The 20,166-nt window shown below is 73.4% G+C and carries 17 protein-coding genes; 5 read left to right on the top strand and 12 right to left on the bottom strand.

Going from position 1 to position 20,166, the window contains the following annotated elements:
- Positions 1-65 precede the first annotated feature (65 nt).
- From G6R13_RS09620 to G6R13_RS09610, 3 genes are read left to right on the top strand one after another with little or no spacing between them, the layout of a single operon-like run.
- Positions 66-1,343: a thiolase family protein gene (locus G6R13_RS09620; protein ID WP_020624470.1), complete on the top strand. Its 1,278-nt coding sequence runs from the start codon at positions 66-68 to the stop codon at positions 1,341-1,343.
- Between the two features lie 47 nt (positions 1,344-1,390).
- Positions 1,391-2,155 carry a 3-oxoacid CoA-transferase subunit A gene (locus G6R13_RS09615; protein WP_020624469.1) on the top strand — a complete coding sequence of 255 codons (765 nt, stop codon included), beginning with the start codon at positions 1,391-1,393 and terminating at the stop codon, positions 2,153-2,155.
- Between the two features lie 8 nt (positions 2,156-2,163).
- Entirely contained in the window at positions 2,164-2,829 is a 666-nt protein-coding gene (locus G6R13_RS09610) for a 3-oxoacid CoA-transferase subunit B (protein ID WP_163721546.1), read from the top strand.
- Positions 2,830-3,016: 187 nt separating this feature from the next.
- Here the strand turns inward: G6R13_RS09610 and G6R13_RS09605 are convergent, their stop codons facing one another.
- Complete coding sequence (locus G6R13_RS09605) at positions 3,017-5,080, bottom strand: LysM peptidoglycan-binding domain-containing protein (protein WP_163721544.1); 2,064 nt, start codon at positions 5,078-5,080, stop codon at positions 3,017-3,019.
- 321 nt (positions 5,081-5,401) lie between these two features.
- Between G6R13_RS09605 and G6R13_RS09600 the strand changes: the two genes are divergently transcribed.
- Positions 5,402-5,731, top strand: a complete 330-nt coding sequence (locus G6R13_RS09600) for a bifunctional 3-phenylpropionate/cinnamic acid dioxygenase ferredoxin subunit (RefSeq protein WP_002857882.1) — start codon at positions 5,402-5,404, stop codon at positions 5,729-5,731.
- On the top strand, positions 5,728-7,017 hold the full coding sequence (locus tag G6R13_RS09595) for an FAD-dependent oxidoreductase (protein ID WP_129867094.1): 1,290 nt from the start codon (positions 5,728-5,730) through the stop codon (positions 7,015-7,017). The genes G6R13_RS09600 and G6R13_RS09595 overlap by 4 nt, the downstream gene beginning before the upstream one ends.
- Before the next feature lie 60 nt (positions 7,018-7,077).
- Here G6R13_RS09595 and G6R13_RS09590 read toward each other — a convergent pair whose 3' ends face one another.
- The 11 genes from G6R13_RS09590 to G6R13_RS09540 form a co-directional block, all read right to left on the bottom strand.
- The gene (locus G6R13_RS09590) at positions 7,078-8,574 is read right to left on the bottom strand and encodes a protein adenylyltransferase SelO family protein (protein WP_163721542.1); all 1,497 of its coding nucleotides are present in this window, start codon (positions 8,572-8,574) and stop codon (positions 7,078-7,080) included.
- A gap of 172 nt (positions 8,575-8,746) precedes the next feature.
- Positions 8,747-9,697 carry a hypothetical protein gene (locus tag G6R13_RS09585; RefSeq protein ID WP_163721540.1) on the bottom strand — a complete coding sequence of 317 codons (951 nt, stop codon included), beginning with the start codon at positions 9,695-9,697 and terminating at the stop codon, positions 8,747-8,749.
- Positions 9,698-9,906: 209 nt separating this feature from the next.
- A complete protein-coding gene (locus G6R13_RS09580) occupies positions 9,907-10,767 on the bottom strand; it encodes an aldolase/citrate lyase family protein (protein ID WP_163721539.1) in 861 nt (286 codons plus the stop codon).
- A gap of 132 nt (positions 10,768-10,899) precedes the next feature.
- On the bottom strand, positions 10,900-11,685 hold the full coding sequence (locus tag G6R13_RS09575) for a fumarylacetoacetate hydrolase family protein (protein ID WP_163721537.1): 786 nt from the start codon (positions 11,683-11,685) through the stop codon (positions 10,900-10,902).
- Positions 11,686-12,079: 394 nt separating this feature from the next.
- Entirely contained in the window at positions 12,080-13,246 is a 1,167-nt protein-coding gene (gene hpaD, locus G6R13_RS09570; RefSeq protein ID WP_113914330.1) for a 3,4-dihydroxyphenylacetate 2,3-dioxygenase, read from the bottom strand.
- A gap of 261 nt (positions 13,247-13,507) precedes the next feature.
- Positions 13,508-15,052 carry a 5-carboxymethyl-2-hydroxymuconate semialdehyde dehydrogenase gene (hpaE, locus tag G6R13_RS09565; RefSeq protein WP_163721535.1) on the bottom strand — a complete coding sequence of 515 codons (1,545 nt, stop codon included), beginning with the start codon at positions 15,050-15,052 and terminating at the stop codon, positions 13,508-13,510.
- An 83-nt stretch (positions 15,053-15,135) separates the two neighbouring features.
- Positions 15,136-15,837, bottom strand: coding sequence for a GntR family transcriptional regulator (locus G6R13_RS09560; RefSeq protein WP_063188614.1), 702 nt, complete (start codon positions 15,835-15,837; stop codon positions 15,136-15,138).
- Between the two features lie 2 nt (positions 15,838-15,839).
- Entirely contained in the window at positions 15,840-17,438 is a 1,599-nt protein-coding gene (locus G6R13_RS09555) for a fumarylacetoacetate hydrolase family protein (protein WP_163721533.1), read from the bottom strand.
- A 94-nt stretch (positions 17,439-17,532) separates the two neighbouring features.
- Positions 17,533-18,747, bottom strand: coding sequence for a PLP-dependent aminotransferase family protein (locus tag G6R13_RS09550; protein ID WP_163721531.1), 1,215 nt, complete (start codon positions 18,745-18,747; stop codon positions 17,533-17,535).
- Positions 18,748-18,819: 72 nt separating this feature from the next.
- Complete coding sequence (locus G6R13_RS09545; protein ID WP_163721529.1) at positions 18,820-19,641, bottom strand: GerMN domain-containing protein; 822 nt, start codon at positions 19,639-19,641, stop codon at positions 18,820-18,822.
- Between the two features lie 144 nt (positions 19,642-19,785).
- The coding region (locus G6R13_RS09540) for an integrase core domain-containing protein (RefSeq protein ID WP_163721527.1) at positions 19,786-20,166 on the bottom strand (381 nt) is incomplete at its 5' end.

Raw genomic sequence — 20,166 nt, 5'->3', positions numbered from 1 at the left:
CGCACGCCCGTGCGCGTCACGCACACACCCTTCCCCGCCCGCCGAGGCGGTCCTACGGTGAGGCCATGAGCCTCACCGATGCCTACGTGTTCGACGCCGTCCGCACCCCCTTCGGCAAGGTCGGCGGCGCGCTGTCGGGGGTGCGCCCCGACGACATGGCCGCCCACGTGGTCCGCACCCTCGTGGACCGCGCCCCGGGCCTGGAGGGCCTGCGCGCCGCGTCCGCCCAGGCCGTGGCCGACGCCGCCGCCGGCCGCCCGATCGAGGCCGGCACGGACGCCGCCGCCCCGCAGCGGATCGACGAGGTCGTCTTCGGCAACGCCAACGGCGCGGGCGAGGAGAACCGCAACGTGGCCCGCATGGCCACCCTCCTGGCCGGCCTGCCGCTGTCCATCCCCGGCACCACCGTGAACCGCCTCTGCGGCTCCTCCCTGGACGCGGCGATCATCGCCTCCCGCCAGATCAACACCGGCGAGGCGGACGTGGTCCTCGTGGGCGGCGTGGAGTCGATGTCCCGTGCCCCGTGGGTGCTGCCCAAGACCACCCGCCCGTTCCCCATGCACGACCTGGCGGCGGCGAACACCACGCTCGGCTGGCGCCTGATCAATGACGCGATGCCGCCGGAGTGGACCGTCTCGCTCGGCGAGGCCACGGAGCTGCTGCGCGAGCGCTTCGGCATCTCCCGCGAGCGCCAGGACGAGTTCGCCGCGCGCTCGCACCGCCTTACCGCGCGGGCGTGGGACGAGGGGCGGTATGACTCCCTCGTGGCCGCCGTGCCCGGCACGGACCTGGAGCGGGACGAGACCGTCCGCCCGGACTCCACCCCCGAGACCCTCGCCGGCCTGCGCACCGTGTTCCGCCGGGAGAACGGCACCGTCACGGCGGGCAACGCCTCGCCCATGAACGACGGCGCCTCGGCCGCCCTCCTGGGCTCGTCGACGGGCGCCGATGTGCTCGGCCTGGAGCCCCTGGCCCGCATCGCCGGCCGCGCCACCGCCGCCAACGAGCCCGACTTCTTCGGCTACGCGCCGGTGGAGGCGGTGAACCGGGCCCTGTCCCGCGCCGGGATCGGCTGGAAGGACGTGGCCGCCGTCGAGCTCAACGAGGCCTTCGCCGCCCAGTCCCTGGCCTGCACGGACGCCTGGGGCGTGGACCCGGAGATCGTGAACGCCTGGGGCGGCGCGATCGCGATCGGCCACCCCCTCGGGGCCTCCGGCACCCGCGTGCTCGGCACGCTGGCCCGCCGCCTCGAGGCCTCCGGTGAGCGGTGGGGCGTGGCCGCGCTGTGCATCGGCGTGGGCCAGGGCATCGCCGTCGTCCTCGAGAACGTGGCCGCGCGCTGACGCGTCCGGCCGAGCACCCACCCGACCCCCTCATCCAAGGAGTCCCCATGCTGGAGTTCGTGGACACGGCCGCGCAGGCCGTCTCCCGCATCACCGACGGCGCCACGGTGCTGATCGGCGGGTTCGGCAACGCCGGCCAGCCGATGGAGCTGATCGACGCGCTGCTCGAGTCCGGGGCCACCGGCCTCACGGTGGTCAACAACAACGCGGGCCAGGCGGACGCGGGCCTGGCGCTGCTGATCAAGGAGCGGCGGGTCGCCAAGATCATCTGCTCGTTCCCGCGCCAGTCCGACTCGTGGCATTTCGACGAGGCCTACCGTGCCGGGGAGATCGAGCTGGAGCTCGTCCCGCAGGGCAACCTGGCCGAGCGCCTGCGCGCCGGCGGCGCCGGCATCGGCGGCTTCTTCACGCCCACCGGCTACGGCACGCAGCTGGCCGAGGGCAAGGAGGTCCGCGAGATCGACGGCACGCACTACGTGCTGGAGGCCCCGATCCGCGGCGATGTCGCGCTCATCAAGGCGTACGCGGCGGACCGCCACGGCAACCTCGTGTACCGCAAGACCGCCCGCAACTTCGGACCCGTCATGGCCGCGGCCGCCGCCACCACGATCGTCCAGGTGGACGAGGTCCGCGAGGAGCCGATCGACCCGGAGCACGTGGTGACCCCCGGCATCTACACGGACACCGTGGTGCGGATCGACACCGAGTCCGGGGAGAAGGAGCGCGCCGAGCGGGCTGCCCTGGCGGAGGGCCGGCCGAAGCCGTGCGCGGCCACGACGACCGCGGCCGAGCCGGCCGCCGAGGGGAAGTGAGGAGAGCGATGAGCATCACCCAGACCGACACCCCGCTGACCCAGGACGAACTGGCCCGTACGATCGCGGCGGACATCGCCCCCGGCTCCTTCGTGAACCTGGGCATCGGCCAGCCCACCACGGTGTCCAACTACCTGGAGGCGGAGAAGAACGTCACCCTGCACACCGAGAACGGCATGCTGGGCTTCGGCCCGCAGGCCGAGGGCGAGCAGATCGATGAAGACCTCATCAACGCCGGCAAGATCCCCGTCACCGAGCTGCTCGGGGCCGCGTACTTCCACCACGCCGACTCGTTCGCCATGATGCGCGGCGGCCACCTGGACGTGTGCGTCCTCGGCGCCTACCAGGTCTCCGCGACCGGCGACCTCGCCAACTGGTCCACGGGCAAGCCCGGGGCGATCCCCGCCGTCGGGGGTGCGATGGACCTGGCGATCGGCGCCAAGGACACCTACGTGATGATGGATCTCTTCACCAAGAAGGGCGATCCGAAGCTGCTGGCCGAGTGCACGTTCCCCCTCACCGGCGTCGGCTGCGTCTCCCGCATCTACGCGGATCGGGGCGTCTTCCTGCTGGACGCCTCCGGGGTCGTGCGGGTCCGCGAGCTGCACGGCATCACGTGGGAGGAGCTGGAGGCGGCGCACCCCGGCGTGCGGTTCGAGAAGCTCGAGGACTGAGCCGCGGCGCCGCAGCCACCGGCCCCACGGGCTCTCGGAGGCCTGCGCCGTCGTCGACTTGTCGTGGGGAGGAACGCCGGTTGACTTATCCCGGGTGCGGCGGCCTGCGACCGGTGATAACTCAACCGACGACGGCGGCCCGCACCTTCGCGCGCAGGTGCGGGCCGACGTCGTCCCGGCGGGGTGCTCAGGCGGTGCGCAGCACCATGCCCGGGTGGAGCAGGGTCGAGACCGTCATGCCGTTGAGGCGCTGCAGGCGCTCCATGGAGACGCCCGTGCGCTGGGCGATGAGCCACCAGCCGTCGTTCGCCTGGACCACGTAGGTGGCGGGCGAGGGCGCCGGGGCGGAGGCGGTCTGGCCGGTCCGCAGCACCATCCCCGGGTGCAGCACGGTGGTCGCGGTCATGCCGTTGAGGCGCTGGAGGGTCTCCATCGTCACGCCGGTGCGGTGGGCGATGATCCACCAGCCGTCGCCCTCGCGGACCGTGTACGTGCCCGGGGCCGGGGCAGGCGCGGGCGGGGAGGTCGGCGCCGTGGCGGCCGTGATGAGCACCATCCCCGGGTGCAGGACGGTCGACGCCGTCATGCCGTTGAGCCGCTGGAGCTCCGCGGCGCTGACGCCGGTCCGTCGGGCGATGACCCACCAGCCGTCGTTCGGCTGCACCGTGTACGTGCCGGTGGTGATCGGGGTGGGCTCCGGGGCGGTCGGGTCGGCGACGGTGCGTAGCACCATGCCCGGGTGGAGCACGGTCGACTCGGTCATGCCGTTGAGCTCCTGGAGGGTGGCCGCGGGCACCCCGGTGCGGCGGGCGATGGTCCACCAGCCGTCGTTCGGCTGCACCGTGTACGTGCCGGCGGTCGACGGCTCGGTCGTCGGGGCCGGCGTCGGAGCCGGGGTGGCCGGTGCCGGCGGCTGGCCGGCCGCCGTCGCGATGGCCTCGGCGCGGTCCCGCAGGTCGTCGAAGCGGGCCATCAGGTGCTGCCCCGGGCACGCGGTCGCGGACGTGGCCCGGTGCGGGAAGATCGTGTCCACGGTGACGGGCGTGCCCGCGGCGTACTTCGTGCTGCCGCCCGAGGTCAGGGTGACTCGGCCCCGCGCGTCGATGCCGTCGCGGTACAGGTAGTAGGCGGTGGCGCGGGCCATCGCGTCCACCACCTCCTCGGACGGGGCGACCACGTCGTAGTTGCCCATCGTGGAGATGCCCATCGTGCCCCGGTTGAACCCGCCCGCGTGCGTGCCCAGCGGGTTCGAGTCCAGGGCGCCGCGGCGGCCCTCGTAGATGTTGCCGAAGCGGTCCGTGATCAGGTGGTACGGGAAGTCGCCCCAGCCGAGGGTCTTCGTGTAGTACGCGTAGATGCCGCGCATCTGCTCCACGGCCTGGGCGCGCGTGTAGTCGTTCGTGCCGGCCGTGTGGTGGATGGTCAGCGCGCGCACCTGGTCGAACTGCGGGGAGGACTCGGCCCAGGACTCGTCCGCGCCCCACTGCGCGCGGGTGATCACGTCCGGGAGGATCTTCGCGCGCGCGTCCGAGGCCGTGGCCACGGTGTGGGCCTCGGCGGGTGCGGCGCCCCCGACGACGGCGCTCGACTTCACGCCCCGGGGCAGGCCGGCGGTCTCGGCGGCCTGCTCGGCGGCCACCGCCGGGTGCGCGCTCGCGACGGTCTCGTCCGTGGCGGCCGTGCCCGGGTCGATGAGGGACAGCTCGAGGCCGGCCGGGGCTGCGCCGTCGGCGGTGGTCACGCGCAGCTGGGCGCCGTCCGCGCCGAACGCGACGAACGGGTCCGTGCCGGTGCGCGCGGGGGCGGCGTCCTCAGGCAGGACGGGCCGATCCAGGACCTGCCACGGGCCCCAGGCCCCGTCCTGACGCACGCGGATCTCCACGCGCTCGACGGCGTCGTCCGCCGCGGTGTCCCACACGGCGGCGGCCACCGTGAACGGGCGGTCCACCACGGGCTCGCCGAGCACGACGCCGGCCGGAGCCTCCTCGGCCGGGACGAGGTTCTCGCCCTCCTGCGGGACGGTCGCGACGCCGGCGCCCTCGACGGGAGCGGCCGACGCGGGGGTCGCGGCCGCGCCGACGGTCGTGGCGCGGGCGGCGTCGTCGAGCGGGCGCACGTCGGGGGCGCCCTCCGTGGTCGCGGACGGCGGCTGCGGGAGCAGGCCGCCGACGAGGACGGAGAGCGCGGCGACCGCGACGGCGGGCGCGAGCGGGCGGGGGGACGCGGCGGAACGCGGCGGGAGAATCTTCATGCGGATGCCTTCGGAAGGTGGAGTGCCCGAGGAACGACAGGCGTGGGCCGTGTCGCTTTCCCGGGTCGGTGACGTGGTGAGGGCGGGATGAGGGCCGGAGAGCCGTCGTGATCGTAGCGTGATCGACCATTCCCGGGAACATTTTTCGAAGGCTTGTCGGGTGATTTCACGCCCCCGTGATGTCCGGTTCACCCATTCACAGGTGGGCGCGGTGTGGCACCGGGGCGGAGCACAGCGGAGGGGTGTCGGGTCCGCGCCGGGGGATACGGTGACGGGAGACCACCACGGGCCGCCCGGCCCGGGAACCAGAGGAGGCAGACCATGGCGGAGCCGATCCACATCGGCGCGGCGGCGGACGTCCCGGAGGGCGAGGCGATCGTCGTCCCGGCGGCGACGGCGGGGACGAGGGACGACGTCGCGGTGTTCCACACGGACGCGGGCGAGTTCCACGCGATCGACGACACGTGCACCCACGAGGACGCCTCGCTGGCCGAGGGCTGGCTCGAGGACGACCGCGTGGAGTGCCCCCTGCACGCCGCGCAGTTCTGCCTGCGCACCGGCGAGGCGCTCTGCCTGCCCGCCACCAAGGGCGTCGGCGTGCACCGCGTCGAGGAGCGCGAGGGCCAGCTCTACCTCGTCCCCGGCGCATGAGCCACGACGTCGACGCCCCGGCGGGCGTGCCCGGCTCGGTCGTGGTGGTGGGCGGCGGCGTCGCGGGCTTCGCCGTGGTCCGCGAGCTGCGGCGCCGCGGTTTCGCGGGCGGGATCGCCCTCGTGGACCCGCAGGGCGTGCCCTATGACCGGCCGCCCCTGAGCAAGGAGTTCCTGACCGGCGACGCGGACGCGCACCGCCTGCTGCTCGCCCCGCCGGCATGGTTCGCCGAGCACGGGGTGGAGCTGGTGGAGGACGAGGCGGTCCGGGTGGTGCCGGGCGGCGTCCACCCCGACGGCGGCCCCGCGCCCCACCGGGTGGAGACGGCCTCCGGGCGGGTCCTGGACGCGGACGCGGTCGTGCTCGCCACGGGCGGGCGACCCCGGGCCCTCGACGTCGCCGGCGCCGACCACCCGGACCTGATCACCCTGCGCACCCGCGCCGACGCCGAGACCCTGCGCGACCGCCTGACGTTCGGGACCGAGGTGGCGGTCGTGGGCGGCGGTTTCACGGGGGCGGAGGTCGCGGCCGCGGCGCGCCGCTCGCTCGCCGCGGTGACGCTCGTGACCGGGACGGACGCCCCGGCTCGCGCGGCGGTCGGGCCAGCGCTGGCCGCCCGCCTGCACCGGATGCACGCCGAGCACGGGGTCGCGGTCGAGGTCGGGCGGGCGGCCTGGATCGAGCACCGGGACGCCGACGGTGGCGCCGCGCTGCCGGCCGCCCACCGGCTCCACCTCCACGACGGGCGGACCGTGGACGCCGACGTCGTGGTGCTGGCCGGCGGCACCGTGCCGGACACCGCCCTCGCCGAGGACGCCGGTCTGGAGGTGGCCGACGGCGTGCTCACGGACGCGATGGGCCGCACGACCGTGCCCGGGATCCTGGCCGTGGGCGATGCCGCGCGGGCCCGGGGGTCCGCGTGGGCGCCGTCGCGGCACTGGGAGCCGGCGCTGCGTTCCGGTGCGGCCGCCGCGGCGGCGATCCTGGGGGAGCAGGCGGACGCCCCGGGCGCCCCGTGGTTCTGGTCCGACCGGTACGACGCCCACGTGGAGGCCGTGGGGGACATGACGGTGCCGGCCGGCGGGCGGATCGTGGACCGCGAGGTGCGCGGCGTCGTGGTGGCGAGCTTCGCCCTGGCCGCGGACGGGACCCTGCGCGGGGCCGCGTCGATCGACGACCCCATGACCGTCAAGGCCGCCCGGCGCATCATCGACCGGGGGATCGTGGTGGACGCCGCCGCGCTCGCGGACCCGGCCGTGCCGGTCAAGTCGCTGGCGCGGGGGTGAGAGCGCCCGTTTCGTCAACGAAAGTGCCCTGGAGGGCGTCCGTTTCGTCAACGAAAGCGGTCAGGTGCCGCAGTAGGTGACGAACGGGGCCCCGTCCGCCGGACCCGGCTCCGCGTACCGCTCGAACCCGGGGCGCGGAGTGAAGGGATCCGTCACGGCCTCGAGCAGCCGGTGGACGGCGGTGAGGTCCCCGTCCTCCGCGGCCGTCAGGGCCTCGTCGAGCAGGTGGTTCCGCGGGATGTAGACGGGGTTCACCGCGCGCATGCGGGCCGGATCGGGACCCATCGCCCGCCAGTCCGAGAGCCAGGCGGCGAGCCCCGCGGGGTCCGGGGCGCCGGGGACGAGCCGTGCCGCCTCGGTGCGGGCCGCGTCGTCGTCCACGGGCGGCGCCGTGTGCTCGGCCAGCCGCACCCAGAACGAGGTCCAGTCGGCCCGCGCCGCGGCCAGCCACGGGAACAGGCGGTCGGTGAGCGCGGCGACGTCGTCCTCCGCCACCGACGCCGGGAGGCCGAGCTTGTCCCGCAGTCCGCCCCGCCACGCCGCGAGATGGGCGCCGTGGAACCTGCCCAGCGCCTCCTGGGCGAGTGCGACGGCGCGGTCGGGGTCGTCGTCGAGCACGGGCACGAGGGCCTCGCCGAGCCGGGCGAGGTTCCACGCGGCGATGGGCCCCTGGTTGCCGTACGCGTACCGGCCCTGGGTGTCGATCGAGGAGAAGCTCGCGGCCGGGTCGAAGGCGTCGATGAACGCGCAGGGGCCGTAGTCGATGGTCTCGCCGGACAGGGTCATGTTGTCCGTGTTCATCACACCGTGCACGAAGCCGACGAGCATCCAGCGGGAGATGAGCTCGGCCTGCGCGGCGATCACCGCCTCGTAGAGCGCGAGCGCGGGGTGCTCGGCGTCGGTGGCGTGCGGGTGGTGGCGGGCGATGGCCTCGTCGACGATCCGGCGCAGCACCTCCGTGGGGTGCGCCTGCTCGGGGAGGGCCGCGGCGTACTGGGCCGTGCCGACGCGCAGGTGCGACGCGGCCGTCCGGGCCAGCACCGCACCCGGCAGCACGGTCTCGCGGCGGACCGGGTGGCCCGTGCCGACGACGGCCAGCGCCCGCGTGGTCGGCACGCCGAGGGCGTGCATCGCCTCGGAGACCACGTACTCGCGGAGCATGGGGCCGAGCACGGCCTGCCCGTCGGCGTTGCCGCGCGCGAAGGGCGTGCGACCGGAGCCCTTGAGATGCAGGTCGTGGAGCCGACCGTCCGGAGCCGTGAGCTCGCCGAGGAGGAGGGCGCGCCCGTCACCCAGGCGGGGAGAGTAGTGGCCGAACTGGTGGCCCGCGTACGCCTGCGCGACCGGCCGCGCGCCCGGGCCGGGCTGCTCGCCGGTGAGGAAACGGACGCCGTCGTCGGTGGCGAGCCACTCGGCGTCGAGGCCGAGCTCCGCCGCGAGGCCGGCGTTGAGCAGGACGAGCTGCGGGCCGTCCGTGGCCTGGGCCTGCCAGGGCAGGGCGAGCTCGGGGAAGGTGTCGGCGAAATGCGAGCTCAGGGCGGGAACGGACGTGGTCATGGGGCCACGCTACGTGGGGGAGCACGGGTGTTCACGGGCCGACTCCCACCGCACCCGTCCTTTGGAGGCGGGAAATCGACCCCACGGGCGTGGACCAGAGCGCTTTGACCTGGATTTCCCGCCTCGAAACGGGGGGCCGTGGCGGACTGCGGTGACCGTGGATCTCACCGGGTCACCCACCGAACGCGGCCGCCCGGCGCCGCACCCGGGCGACGACGTCCGCGTAGTCGTCCCGGGCGTCGGCCCACATGACCTTGATCGAGAGCCAGTCGCGGTCGGCGCACCAGCGGTCGCGCAGCACGTCCCGGGCCTGCTGCTCGGCGGTGCGGTGGTGCTCGCCCTCGTATTGCAACGCGAGGCGCCACGGCCGATACCCGAGGTCGACCGTCGGAGCGCGGCGGTCTGACGGGTCCAGCCGGCACTGCACCTCGGGCTCCGGCAGCCCGGCATCGACGAGCGCCAGCCGCAGACGTGTCTCGCGCGGCGAATCCGCCCCCACGCGCATCCTCGCCAGCGCCGCCCGGGCCAGCCCGCGCCCCTGGAAACGACCCCGTTCGGCCAGCGATCGGACGAGCTCCTCCGGGGTGCAGGCGGGAGCCCCGCGTCCGCCGCCGGGCAGCCACGGCGGGCAGAGCAGGGCGTCACCGGCGACGACGACGTCCCGCTCGGTGAGCGCCGACCGTGCCGCGCACAGGTCCCACAGCGTGCGGGCCGGCGTCGTCACGAGTACGCCACCTCGCATCATCCGCTGTCCCTGCGGCACCTCGATGCGGTGCGGCACGAGTCCCGCCTGGACCGGTCGGCCGCCCGAGGTGCCGACGCTGACGTGCACCGCGCGGGGGGCCAACAGCCGTGCGGGCACGGTCAGGCCGTGCAGGCGGGCGGCGGTCTCATGGCTGACGACGACGTCGGGATGGCGCCGCTGGTACGCGCGGACCTCATCCATCGTCCACTCACGGACGGAGACCGCCGCAGGGCCGGCCGGCCCGTAGATGCCGTGGCGCAGCCGCCGCAGGTCCGAGGACTGCAGTCGGGACCACGTCACACCCGCCCGGCGCGCGTCGTCGACCGTGAAGGCGGCGGGGTCGATCGACGGCGGCAGCGGGGCGGGACGACGGGGCATGCGGCGAGCGTGCCCCGTCGCTCGGCATCCCGAGACGGGCGCGCGTGAGCCTGGGGATGCACGAGGGGGCCCGGCGCGGTTGTGCAGGAGGCGGTGGCGTCCCCCGGGGCGCCGGCCCCGAGCCATTCGAGGCGGGAAATCCACGTCATGGGCCAGGATCGGGCGTCCATGGGGTGGATTTCGCGCCCCGAAGTGAGGGGATGACCAGGTCAGTACGACGCGCGGGGCGCGCCCTCCCCGTCGCCCGCGGCGTCGCTCGGAGCCGGGCACCAGCGGTCGGCGAGGGCCTCGGCGGCGCGGGCCAGCAGGGCGACGTCGGCGCCCACGTTGACGTAGTCCGCACCGGCGGCGGCGTAGGCGTCGGCCTGCGCGGGCACGAACGCATTGACGCCCACGAACTTCCCGGCGGCCTTGACCTTCGCGATGACCTCCTCGACCGCGGCCACCACCTCCGGGTGCGACTGCTGGCCGAGCAGTCCCAGGGACGCGGAGAGGTCCGAGGGACCGATGAAGACGCCGTCGATCCCGTCCACCGCCGCGATCTCGTCCGCGTTCCGCACGCCGGCGGCCGTCTCGATCTGCACGATCACGGAGACGTGGTCCGCCGCGCCGGGCAGGTAGCCGGGGATCCGGTTCCAGCGGCCGGAGCGTGCCAGGGCGGAGCCCACGCCGCGCACCCCGCCCTCGGCGGAGCCGTCCGGGTAGCGGGCGGCGGCCACGGCGCGGCGGGCCATCGCGGCGTCGTCGACCATGGGCACCAGCAGCGTCTGGGCGCCCAGGTCCAGGAACTGCTTGATGGCCACGGTGTCCAGCGCCGGCACGCGCACCAGGGTGGGCACGCGGTAGCCGGCGATCGTGCGCAGCTGGGTGAGGACGTCCTGCAGGGTCAGCGGTGCGTGCTCGGCGTCGATGAGCAGGTAGTCGAGGCCCGCGCCGGCGCAGATCTCCGCCGTCGTCGGGTCCCCGGAGGAGAGGAACATGCCGGCGGCGGGGCGGCCCCCACGGGCGGCGACGGCCTCGGGCGTGAAGAGGTCGCGGAACAGCGGCTGCGGGTTGTGGCGGACGGGCATGGGACGTTCCTCCGGGGTTCTCCGCGCCCTCCACCCGACGCGGGTTGAGTTGTCGCGGGTGGAGCGGGGTCGTACTGGTGATAGGTCAACCCGCGTTGCGGGCAGGCGGGCGGGGCGACGACGGCGGCCGGCTCAGGCGAAGCGGCAGGTGATGGTGCCGAGCGGGCCGTAGTCGGCGTAGACGGTGTCGCCCTGGTACACCCACATCGGGCGGGTGAAGGAGCCGGCGAGCACGATCTCACCGGCTTCGAGCGCGTCTCCGTGCTCGGCGATGCGGTTGGCCAGCCAGTGCACGCCGTTGGCCGGGTGGTTCAGCACGCCCGCGGCCACGCCGGTCTCGATGATCTCCTCGTTGCGGGAGAGGATGCCGGAGACCCACCGCAGGTCGACGTCGTGCACGCCCACGGGGCGGCCGCCGATCACCAGGGAGCCCAGGGCGGCGTTGTCCGAGATGGTGTCCGTGATGGTGCGGCCGGCCATCTCGATGCGCGAGTCCAGCACCTCCAGCGCGGGCACCACGTACTCGGTGGCGCGCAGCACGTCCATCAGGTTCAGGCCGGGCCCGCGCAGCTCGTCCCGCAGCACGAACGCCAGCTCCATCTCGATGCGCGGATGGGTGTACTTCTTCCACTCGTACACGTGGCCGGACTCGAACACCTGGTCGTCGAAGATCACGCCGTAGTCCGGTTCGTCGATCCCGGTCGCGTCCTGCATGGCCTTGGAGGTCAGGCCGATCTTGTGGCCCACCTTGCGGCGGCCCGCCTCGACCTGACGCTCGGCCCAGATGCGCTGGATGGCGTACGAGTCCTCGATCTCCATCTCCGGGTAGCGCGCGGTCAGCCGCGGCACGGGCACGCGGTCGATGCCCGCGCGGTGCAGCTCGTCGGCGATCTTGAGGTGGGTCTCGTGGTCCAGCACAGCGGTCTCCTTCACGACGACGGGCAGGGGCCTGGCCTTGATCGTATACGATTACGCGGCTCTGCCCCCGGCCCCGTCGCCATCCTGTCACCGCCCCGGATCAGTCCGGGGCGCGCGTCCCGATGCCCAGCCCGGGCTTGCGGCGGTGCACCGTGAGCCAGGCCAGCCCCCCGACGCCCGTCTGCGAGGCGGGACACCCCTGCTCCCCACGCTTTGAGGCGGGAAATCGAGCTCAAACTGGCCCTCCCGGCTCGAATGAGGTGGATTTTCCGCCTCGAACGGCGTGGGGCGGGGAGACGCGGAGGATGGTAGGGAGGGCGGACGCCGACGGCGGGCACCTGCGTTGGGTGCCCGCCGTCGTCGTGGTGTCCCGAAGCGGTGCCGGCCGTGCCGGTCAGAGCTGGTTGCCGAGCTTGTACTCGCCCTGCTTCCACTCCGGCATGGACTCCTCGCCCTGCCCCTCGCGGGTGTAGGAGAAGCCGTCGGCGCCGATGGTCACGGCCATCTCCGAGTCGTCGGTGCGGGAGACCAGCGGCTGCAGGTTGCCGTCGAGGTCCAGCACGCGGGAGGCATCGGTGTACCAGGACGGCACGATCGGGGTGCCCCACCAGTCGCGGCGCTGGTTGTCGTGCACGTCCCAGGTGACCACGGGGTTGTCCGGGTCACCGGTGTAGTAGTCCTGGGTGTAGACCTCCACGCGGTGGCCGTCCGGGTCGCGCAGGTAGAGGTAGAACGCGTTGGAGACGCCGTGGCGACCCGGGCCGCGCTCGATGTGGTCGGACATGCGCAGGGCGCCGAGCTTGTCGCAGATCGCCAGGATGTTGTGCTTCTCGTGCGTGGCGAAGCACACGTGGTGCATCCGGGGGCCGTCGCCGCCGGTCATGGCGGTGTCGTGCACGGTGGGCTTGCGGCGCATCCACGCGGCGTAGACGGTGCCGTTCTCGTCCTGGATGTCCTCGGTGACGCGGAAGCCCAGGTCCTGCATGTAGCGGGCGGCGCGCGGCACATCCGGGGTCACCTGGTTGAAGTGGTCCAGGCGGACCAGGGCGCCCGGGGTGTAGAGGTCGTAGCGCCAGGCCAGGCGCTCCACGTGCTCGACGTCGTGGAAGAACTCGTAGGGGAAGCCCAGCGGGTCCTCGACGCGCACGGAGTCGCCGACGCCCTTGACGAAGCCGTCCTTCCGGCGCTCCACGCGGCAGCCCAGCTCCTCGTAGAAGGCGACCGCCTTGTCCAGGTCCTCGGGGGTGCGCACGCGGTAGGAGAACGCGGCCACGGCGGCGGTCTCGCCCTGGCGCAGCACCAGGTTGTGGTGGATGAACTCCTCCATGGAGCGCAGGTAGACGGTCTCCTCGTCCTCCTCGGTGACCACCAGGCCGAGCACGTCCACGTAGAACTCGCGGGAGGCGGCGAGGTCCGTGACCACGAGCTCCATCGAGGCGCAGCGCAGGATGTCCGGCGCCTCGGACGTCGGGGTGGGGAGGGGGTTCTCCGGGTCGATGGGGACTTCCTTGGTGACGAAGAAGCCGGAGGAGGTCTTCTGGCGGCTCTCGAGGTTGGTCATCGGTGCTCCTTGGTGAGGGGGCGGTGCGCTGTGGCCTGGGACACGGTCACGGGCTCGATCGTATACGATCCGGGCGACCGGCGGGAAGGCGGTCGAGGAACGCGGGTTGAGTTGTCGCGGGTCCGGGGCGCCCGCACCCGCGACAACTCAACCCGCGTCGGTGGGCCGGGGGAGAGACCCGGCCCGGCCCCAGCACGACGACGGCGCCCGCACCGTCGCGGGGACGGTGCGGGCGCCGTCGTGGTCACCGGTCAGTGCGGGTCAGCCGTCGATCTTCGCCGCGGCCTGCTCCTGCTTGCCGAACACCGGGTTGTGGACCTCGCCGAGGTTGATGTGCACGGCCTGCTGATCGGTGTAGAAGTCGATCGAGCGGTAGCCGCCCTCGTGGCCCAGGCCGGAGGCCTTCACCCCGCCGAACGGGGTGCGCAGGTCCCGCACATTGTTGGAGTTCAGCCACACCATGCCGGCCTCCACGTTCTGCGCGACGTTGTGGGCGCGCTTGAGGTCGTTGGTCCAGATGTAGGCGGCCAGACCGTACTTGGTGTTGTTGGCCAGCTCGAGGGCCTCCTCCTCCGTGTCGAAGGGGGTGATGGCCACCACCGGGCCGAAGATCTCCTCCTGGAAGATCCGGGCGTCCGGGGCCACGTCCGCGAACACGGTGGGCTGCACGAAGTTGCCCTCGGGGAAGCCCTCCGGGCGGCCGCCGCCGGCCACCAGGCGGGCCTCGGTCTTGCCGATCTCCACGTAGGACATGACCTTCTCGAAGTGCTCCGGGTGCACGATGGCGCCGACTTCGGTGGTCTCGTCGTCCGGCAGGCCGACCTTCACGCGGGAGGCCTGGGCGGCGTAGCGCTCCACGAACTCGTCGTAGACGGAGCGCTGGACCAGGATGCGGGAGCCGGCGGTGCAGCGCTCGCCGTTCAGGGAGAACACGCCGAAGATGGTCGCGTCGATCGCCGCGTCCAGGTCCGCGTCCTCGAACACCACGGCCGGGGACTTGCCGCCGAGCTCCATGGACAGGCCCTTCAGGTGCGGGGCGGCGTTGGCGAAGATGATCTGGCCGGTGCGGGACTCGCCGGTGAAGGAGATCAGCGGCACGTCCGGGTGCTTCACGAGCGGGTCGCCCGCGTAGCCCTCCTCACCGAAGCCGTGCACCATGTTGAACACGCCCTTCGGCAGGCCGGCCTCTTCGAAGATCCCGCCCCACAGGGAGGCCGAGAGCGGGGTGAACTCCGCCGGCTTCAGGACCACCGAGTTGCCGGTGGCGATGGCCGGGGCCAGCTTCCAGGACTCCAGCATGAACGGGGTGTTCCACGGGGTGATCAGGCCGGCGACGCCGATCGGCTTGCGGTTCACGTAGTTGATCTGGCGACCCGGCACCTTGAAGGTGTCGTCGTGCTGGGCCACGATCAGGTCCGCGAAGAAGCGGAAGTTCTCGGCGGCGCGGGCGGCCTGGCCCCTCGCCTGCTTGATCGGCAGGCCGGTGTCGAAGCACTCCATCTCGGCCAGCTGGTCGCCGCGGGTCTCCATGATGTCGGCGATCCGGTGCAGCACACGGGAACGCTGGCGCGGCAGGGCCTGGGACCATTCGCCGGACTCGAAGGCCCGCTTGGCGGCGGCGACGGCGCGGTCGATGTCCGCGGCCTTGCCGGAGGCGGCCGTCAGGTACGGCTCGTTGGTCACCGGGTCGAGCACCTCGAAGGTGTCGCCGTCGATCGAGTCAACGAACTCGCCGTCGATGTAGTGGCGCAGGACGTCGGGCAGGCCCTCGGGCTTGCGGGCCTCGATGCTGGTCTTCTCCGTCATGGTGTCTCTTTCACTGAGTTCTTCGGGTGGGTCTGATGATCGGGGCTTGGAGCAGCCGGCGTCGGCGCCGGTCCGGCCGGCGGTCACGCGGACGGCTCGGCGCTGTGCTCCAGGTAGGCGTGCAGGGTGTTCAGGCGGTGGGCGCGGGCGGCGGCCTCGATCTCCTCGAAGCGCGCCCCGTCCTCGATCAGGCGCAGCAGGTGCTCGTGCTCGTCCACGGAGGCCACCGCCCGACCGGGCACGTACGCGAACGTGGAGGAGCGCAGCGCGGCCAGGCGGTTCCAGCCGCGGTGCACCAGGTCGTGCACGTGCTCGTTCTGGTGATGCTCGAACAGGATCGAGTGGAAGCGGCGGTTGAGCTCGGTGAACGCCACCGGGTCCCAGGCCTTCTCCGACTCCGTCATCGCGCGCATGGTCGCGTTCACCTCGCGGGCCGCCGCGAGGTCCTCGGCGGTCACGTGCGGGGCGCACTGGGCGGTGGAGAACCCCTCCACCAGCGCCAGCGTCTCCATGGTGTGGCGGTACTCGACTGGGTCGATGCCCACCACGGTGGCGCCCACGTTGCGCTCGTAGGCCACCAGCTTCTCGGACTGCAGGCGGCGGATCGCCTCCCGCACGGGCACCACGGACATGCCCAGCTCCGCGGCGATCTGGGACAGCACCAGCCGGTCGCCCGGCTCGTGGCGCTGGTCCCGGATCCCCTCGAGGATCGCCTGGTAGGCGCGGTCCGCCTTGGAGACGGGGGCGCCTGCGAGGCCGACCGTTCCGATGTCCGTGCGGCGCATGCTCAGGCGTCGCCCTCCGGGGCCGGGGCGTCCGGCAGGGTCTTGCGGTACTCGGCGAACTTGGCCTTCCACTCGGCGTTCGGGGGGAACATCCCGTCCACCGGGTAGCCGGCCTTGACCTGCTCGTACGCCCAGGCGTCCTGGAGCTCCTGCTCGTAGGCGTCGTCCACAACCTCCTGGAGCAGGGACGGCGGGATGACCACCACACCGTCGTCGTCGCCGACGATGATGTCGCCGGGCTGCACGGTGGTGCCGCCGCAGGCGATGGTGCCGCCGACCTCCCACGGGATGTGACGGCGGCCCAGCACCGCCGGGTGCGTGGCGCCGGCGTACACCTGGAGGCCGACCTCGGCGACGGCGGCGGAGTCGCGGATGCCGCCGTCCGTGATCACGGCGTTCGCGCCGTTCACCTGGGCGCGCAGGGCCAGGACGTCCCCGAGGGTGCCGGTGCCGTGCTCGCCACGGGCCTCCATGACCACCACGTCGTCCGGCTGCACCGAGTCGATCGCCCGCTTCTGGGCGTTGAAGCCGCCGCCGAACTCCTTGGCCAGGTCCTCGCGCTTGGGGATGTAGCGCAGGGTCTTGGCGTAGCCGAGGACGCGCCGACCCCGGTGGATCGGGCGCGGGCCGTCGATGGTCGCGTTCTGGACGCCGCGCTTCTGCAGCTGGGCGGTGAGGGTGGCCACCGCGATGGCGTCGATCTTGGCGCGCAGCTCGGGGGTCAGCAGGGAGCGGCACGGCTGCGGGGCGCTCGCGACCCAGTGGCCGTTCTCGTCCACCGCGGACGACGACGGCGCCGCGGCCTGCGGGGCCAGACCGGCGGCCTCGCGGGAGCCCCAGGCCTCCTCGCGCTGCACGTCGTCCACCTGCGGCTGCGCGCCGAACGGGGCCAGGGAGTGCTCCGAGTCGACGACCGTCGTCACCAAGCGGCCGGTGGTCGGTGCGCCGGGGGCGCTGGGGGCGTCCACCTCCACCTCGACGACGTCGCCCGGCTGGGCCACGGAGGAGCCGGCGGGGGTGCCGGTGAGGATGACGTCGCCCTCCTCGAGCGTCATGAGCTGCGAGAGGTCGGCCACGAGCCGGCCGAACGGGAAGACGAGGCCCTCGGTGGTGTCGTCCTGGACGATCTCGCCGTTGACCCAGGTGCGCACGCGCAGGGCGGCCGGGTCCAGGCCCGCGGCGGAGATCACCGCGGGGCCGAGCGGGGTGTAGCCGTCGCCGGACTTGTTCTTGACGTTGGAGCCCTTGTCCGCGTGGCGGAGGTCGTAGAGGCCCCAGTCGTTGGCGGCGGTGATGCCGGAGACGTGCGACCAGCCCTCCTTCGGGCTGACGCGCCGGGCGGTGCGGCCGATGATCAGCGCGATCTCGCCCTCGTAGGCGAGCAGCTCGGTGCCGGCGGGGCGCTCGATGGTGTCGCCGGTGCGGGCGAGGGAGGTGCCGGCCTTGAGGAAGTAGCCGGGGGCCTGCGGGGACCGGCCGCGCTGGGCGATGCGGGAGGGGTAGTTCAGGTGGACGGCGAGCACCTTGCCCGGCCGGTTCTCCCGGACGGTGAAGTCGTGCTCGGTGACGGTGGGCGTGGGATCCGGTGTGCTCTGCGTCATGGTCGAGATCGTATACGATCTCGCGGGCCCGGGGAAGAGGTCGCACGCCCGGCAGACGCGCCGGGCCGACGTCGTTGTGGGCGCCCGCTGCGGCTCAGCGGGCCCGGGCGATCGACTCGTTCACCGCCGGGGCCAGGCGCCGCACGCCCTCCACGAGCTTCTCGGCGTCCACGAACGAGTACGCGAGGCGCAGGGTGGAGTGCGTGCCCTCGACGGGGGTGAAGGCCGCCCCCGGCACGAACACCGCGCCCGCCTCGATGCCGCGGTGCATCACCTCGAGGGTGTCCACCCCGGTCGGCAGGGTGGCCCACAGGAAGAAGCCGCCCTGCGGGGTGATGAACTCGACCCCCGGGTCCCAGTGCTCACGCACCGCGTCCACGAGCGCCGCGGCCCGCTCGCGGTACAGCCCGGTCACGTGGCGGACGTGGCCCTGCCAGTCCAGCTGCGTGACGAAGGCGGTGGAGAGCATCTGCGAGTACGTGGACGCGTGGATGTAGGCCGACTCCGCGCACAGGTAGAACTCGCGCTTGAGCGCGGCCGGCACGAGCGCCCAGCCGATGCGCACGCCCGGGGAGAAGATCTTGGACATCGTGCCTAGGTGGACCACGTTGTCCCGGTGGTCGGCGGCGATCGGGGCGACGGGCTCGCCGTCGAATGCGATCTGCCCGTACGGGTTGTCCTCCACGATGAGCACGCCGTGCTTCTCGCAGATCGCGCCCACCTCGGCGCGGCGGCCCGGGGGCAGCAGGGCGCCCGAGGGGTTCGCGAACGAGGGGATCGTGTAGAGGAAGGCCACGCGGCGGCCCTCGGCGGCCAGGCGGGTCAGGGTCTCGTCGAGGGCCGCGGGCACCAGGCCGTGGTCGTCGGTGCCCGTGGCCACGGCCTCGAGCTGCCAGGTGGTGAAGGTGGTCAACGCGCCCACGAACGTGGGGTCCTCCACCACGACGACGTCGCCCGGGTTCGCGAACGCCCGGCAGGCGGTGTCGATCGCGGCCTGCGAGCCGGGGGTGATGACCACGAGGTCGGGATCCGCGTCCGGGATGCCGTCGGCGGCCATCACGGCGGTCGCGGCGGCACGCATCTCCTCGGCGCCCTGGCCCGGGCCGTATTGCAGGGACTCCGTGCCGAACCGGGTCATCAGGTCGGAGGCGATCCGGCCCAGCTCGTCGAGGGGCAGGTCGGCGAGCCACGGGTTCCCGCCCGCGAGCGAGACGAGGTTCGGGTCCATCGCGATGTCGAAGACGTCGCGGACCGCGGACTGCTTCACGCCGACGGCGCGCTGGGACAGGTGATCTCGGAGGTTCCGCACGCTCGGCACCCTATAGCACGACGCGGCCGCCGGTGGAGGCCCGATGACGGGCGACGACGGCGGGTCGCCCGGTCAGGGGGCGCTCGGCTCCTGGGCGGGGGACCACGTGCCCTGGGTCGGCTCGGCGGGACCCCACGACGACTCCTCGGCCGGCGCCCAGGTGTCGTCCGAGGGCTCGGCCGGCGCCCAGGTCGAGGGCTCGGCCGGAGCCCACGTGTCCTCCGGCGACTCGCCCTCCGGCGCCCACGTCTGCTCACCGGATCCGTCGCTCGGCTCCCCACTCGGCGTGGGGTCCCCCTGCGGGACGTCCACGGACTCGCCGAGGCGGAGCGGTTCGAGCCCCAACACGTCGTCGAGGTCCCGGCCGTCCACCTCGAGCCGGACCTGTCCCGCTGACGTGAAGGCGGCGGCGGTCGCCTGCAGCTGGGCGCGGATCCGCTCGGCCGTGCACTCGTCCTCCGGCGTCACGGTGCCGGTGAAGGTGAAGATCTCCACGTCGCCCGCGCGGCGGTGCCCGGTCGGGGTGAGGGTCTCGCGCGCGTCGAACACGGCGTTCCACAGCGACGGGTCGCCGTGCCAGCCGCGCTCGTCCGCGAACAGGAAGTCCAGGGCGGTGTCCGCCTCGTCCTCGGTGTCCGTCGGCACGGTCTGCACGGGCACCAGCAGGTCGCCGCAGCCGAAGGGCCGGCCGCTCGTCCCCGGGACCGCCTCCGCCTCGGCGACGGCGAGGTAGACCGTCAGCGGCTGATACCCCTCCGTCGCGGGCAGGGGCACGCCGTCGTCGGACGCCGAGTCCTCGGCCAGGTCGGGGGCGACCGCGCAGCCGGCCAGCAGGCACGCGGCCGCCACGGCACCCGTGAGCCGCAGGGCGCGGGAAGGGGAGGTCGGGCGCATCGGGTACTCCTGGCGGTCGGGGGTCGGCGGCGTCGGACGGGCCGACGGCCTCTCCATGCTACGGCCGCCCGCCTCGCCCGCCGCGAGCGGATGTGAGGCCTCCCACGGGTCGGAAGGGGCCCGTGGGCGGACGGCCGCGGCGGGCTAGGTGTAGGAGGGCATGACGTTGTTGACTCGGGCCGGTGCCAACGAGGCCGGAGGAGCGTCTCCGCAGGAGGTATGAGGCCGATGGTAGTTGTAGTGGTTCACCCACACCGCCAGGGCCTCACGCCGAGCTTGCTCTGAGGTGTAGGGGCGGGCGTAGAGGACCTCATCGACCATCAGCCGGTTGTACCGCTCGACCTTCCCGTTATGGCGCGGGGTGTAGGGTCGGATCCGGTGATGCCGGCCCCCGAGCGAGACCACCTTCGCGGTGAAGTCCGCAGCCCGATAGTTGTTCCCGTTGTCCGTGATCACCCGGTCCACGGTGATGCCGTGGGCGGCGAAGAACGCCCGCGCCCGGCAGTAGAAGCTCACGGTCGTGGC

It is taken from the genome of Micrococcus sp. Alg238-R198 (assembly GCF_900537135.1).
Taxonomy (GTDB): Bacteria; Actinomycetota; Actinomycetes; order Actinomycetales; family Micrococcaceae; genus Micrococcus; species Micrococcus luteus.
The sequence above is the reverse complement of the archived record's forward strand: the minus strand, read 5'-3'. Positions and strand labels throughout refer to the sequence as shown.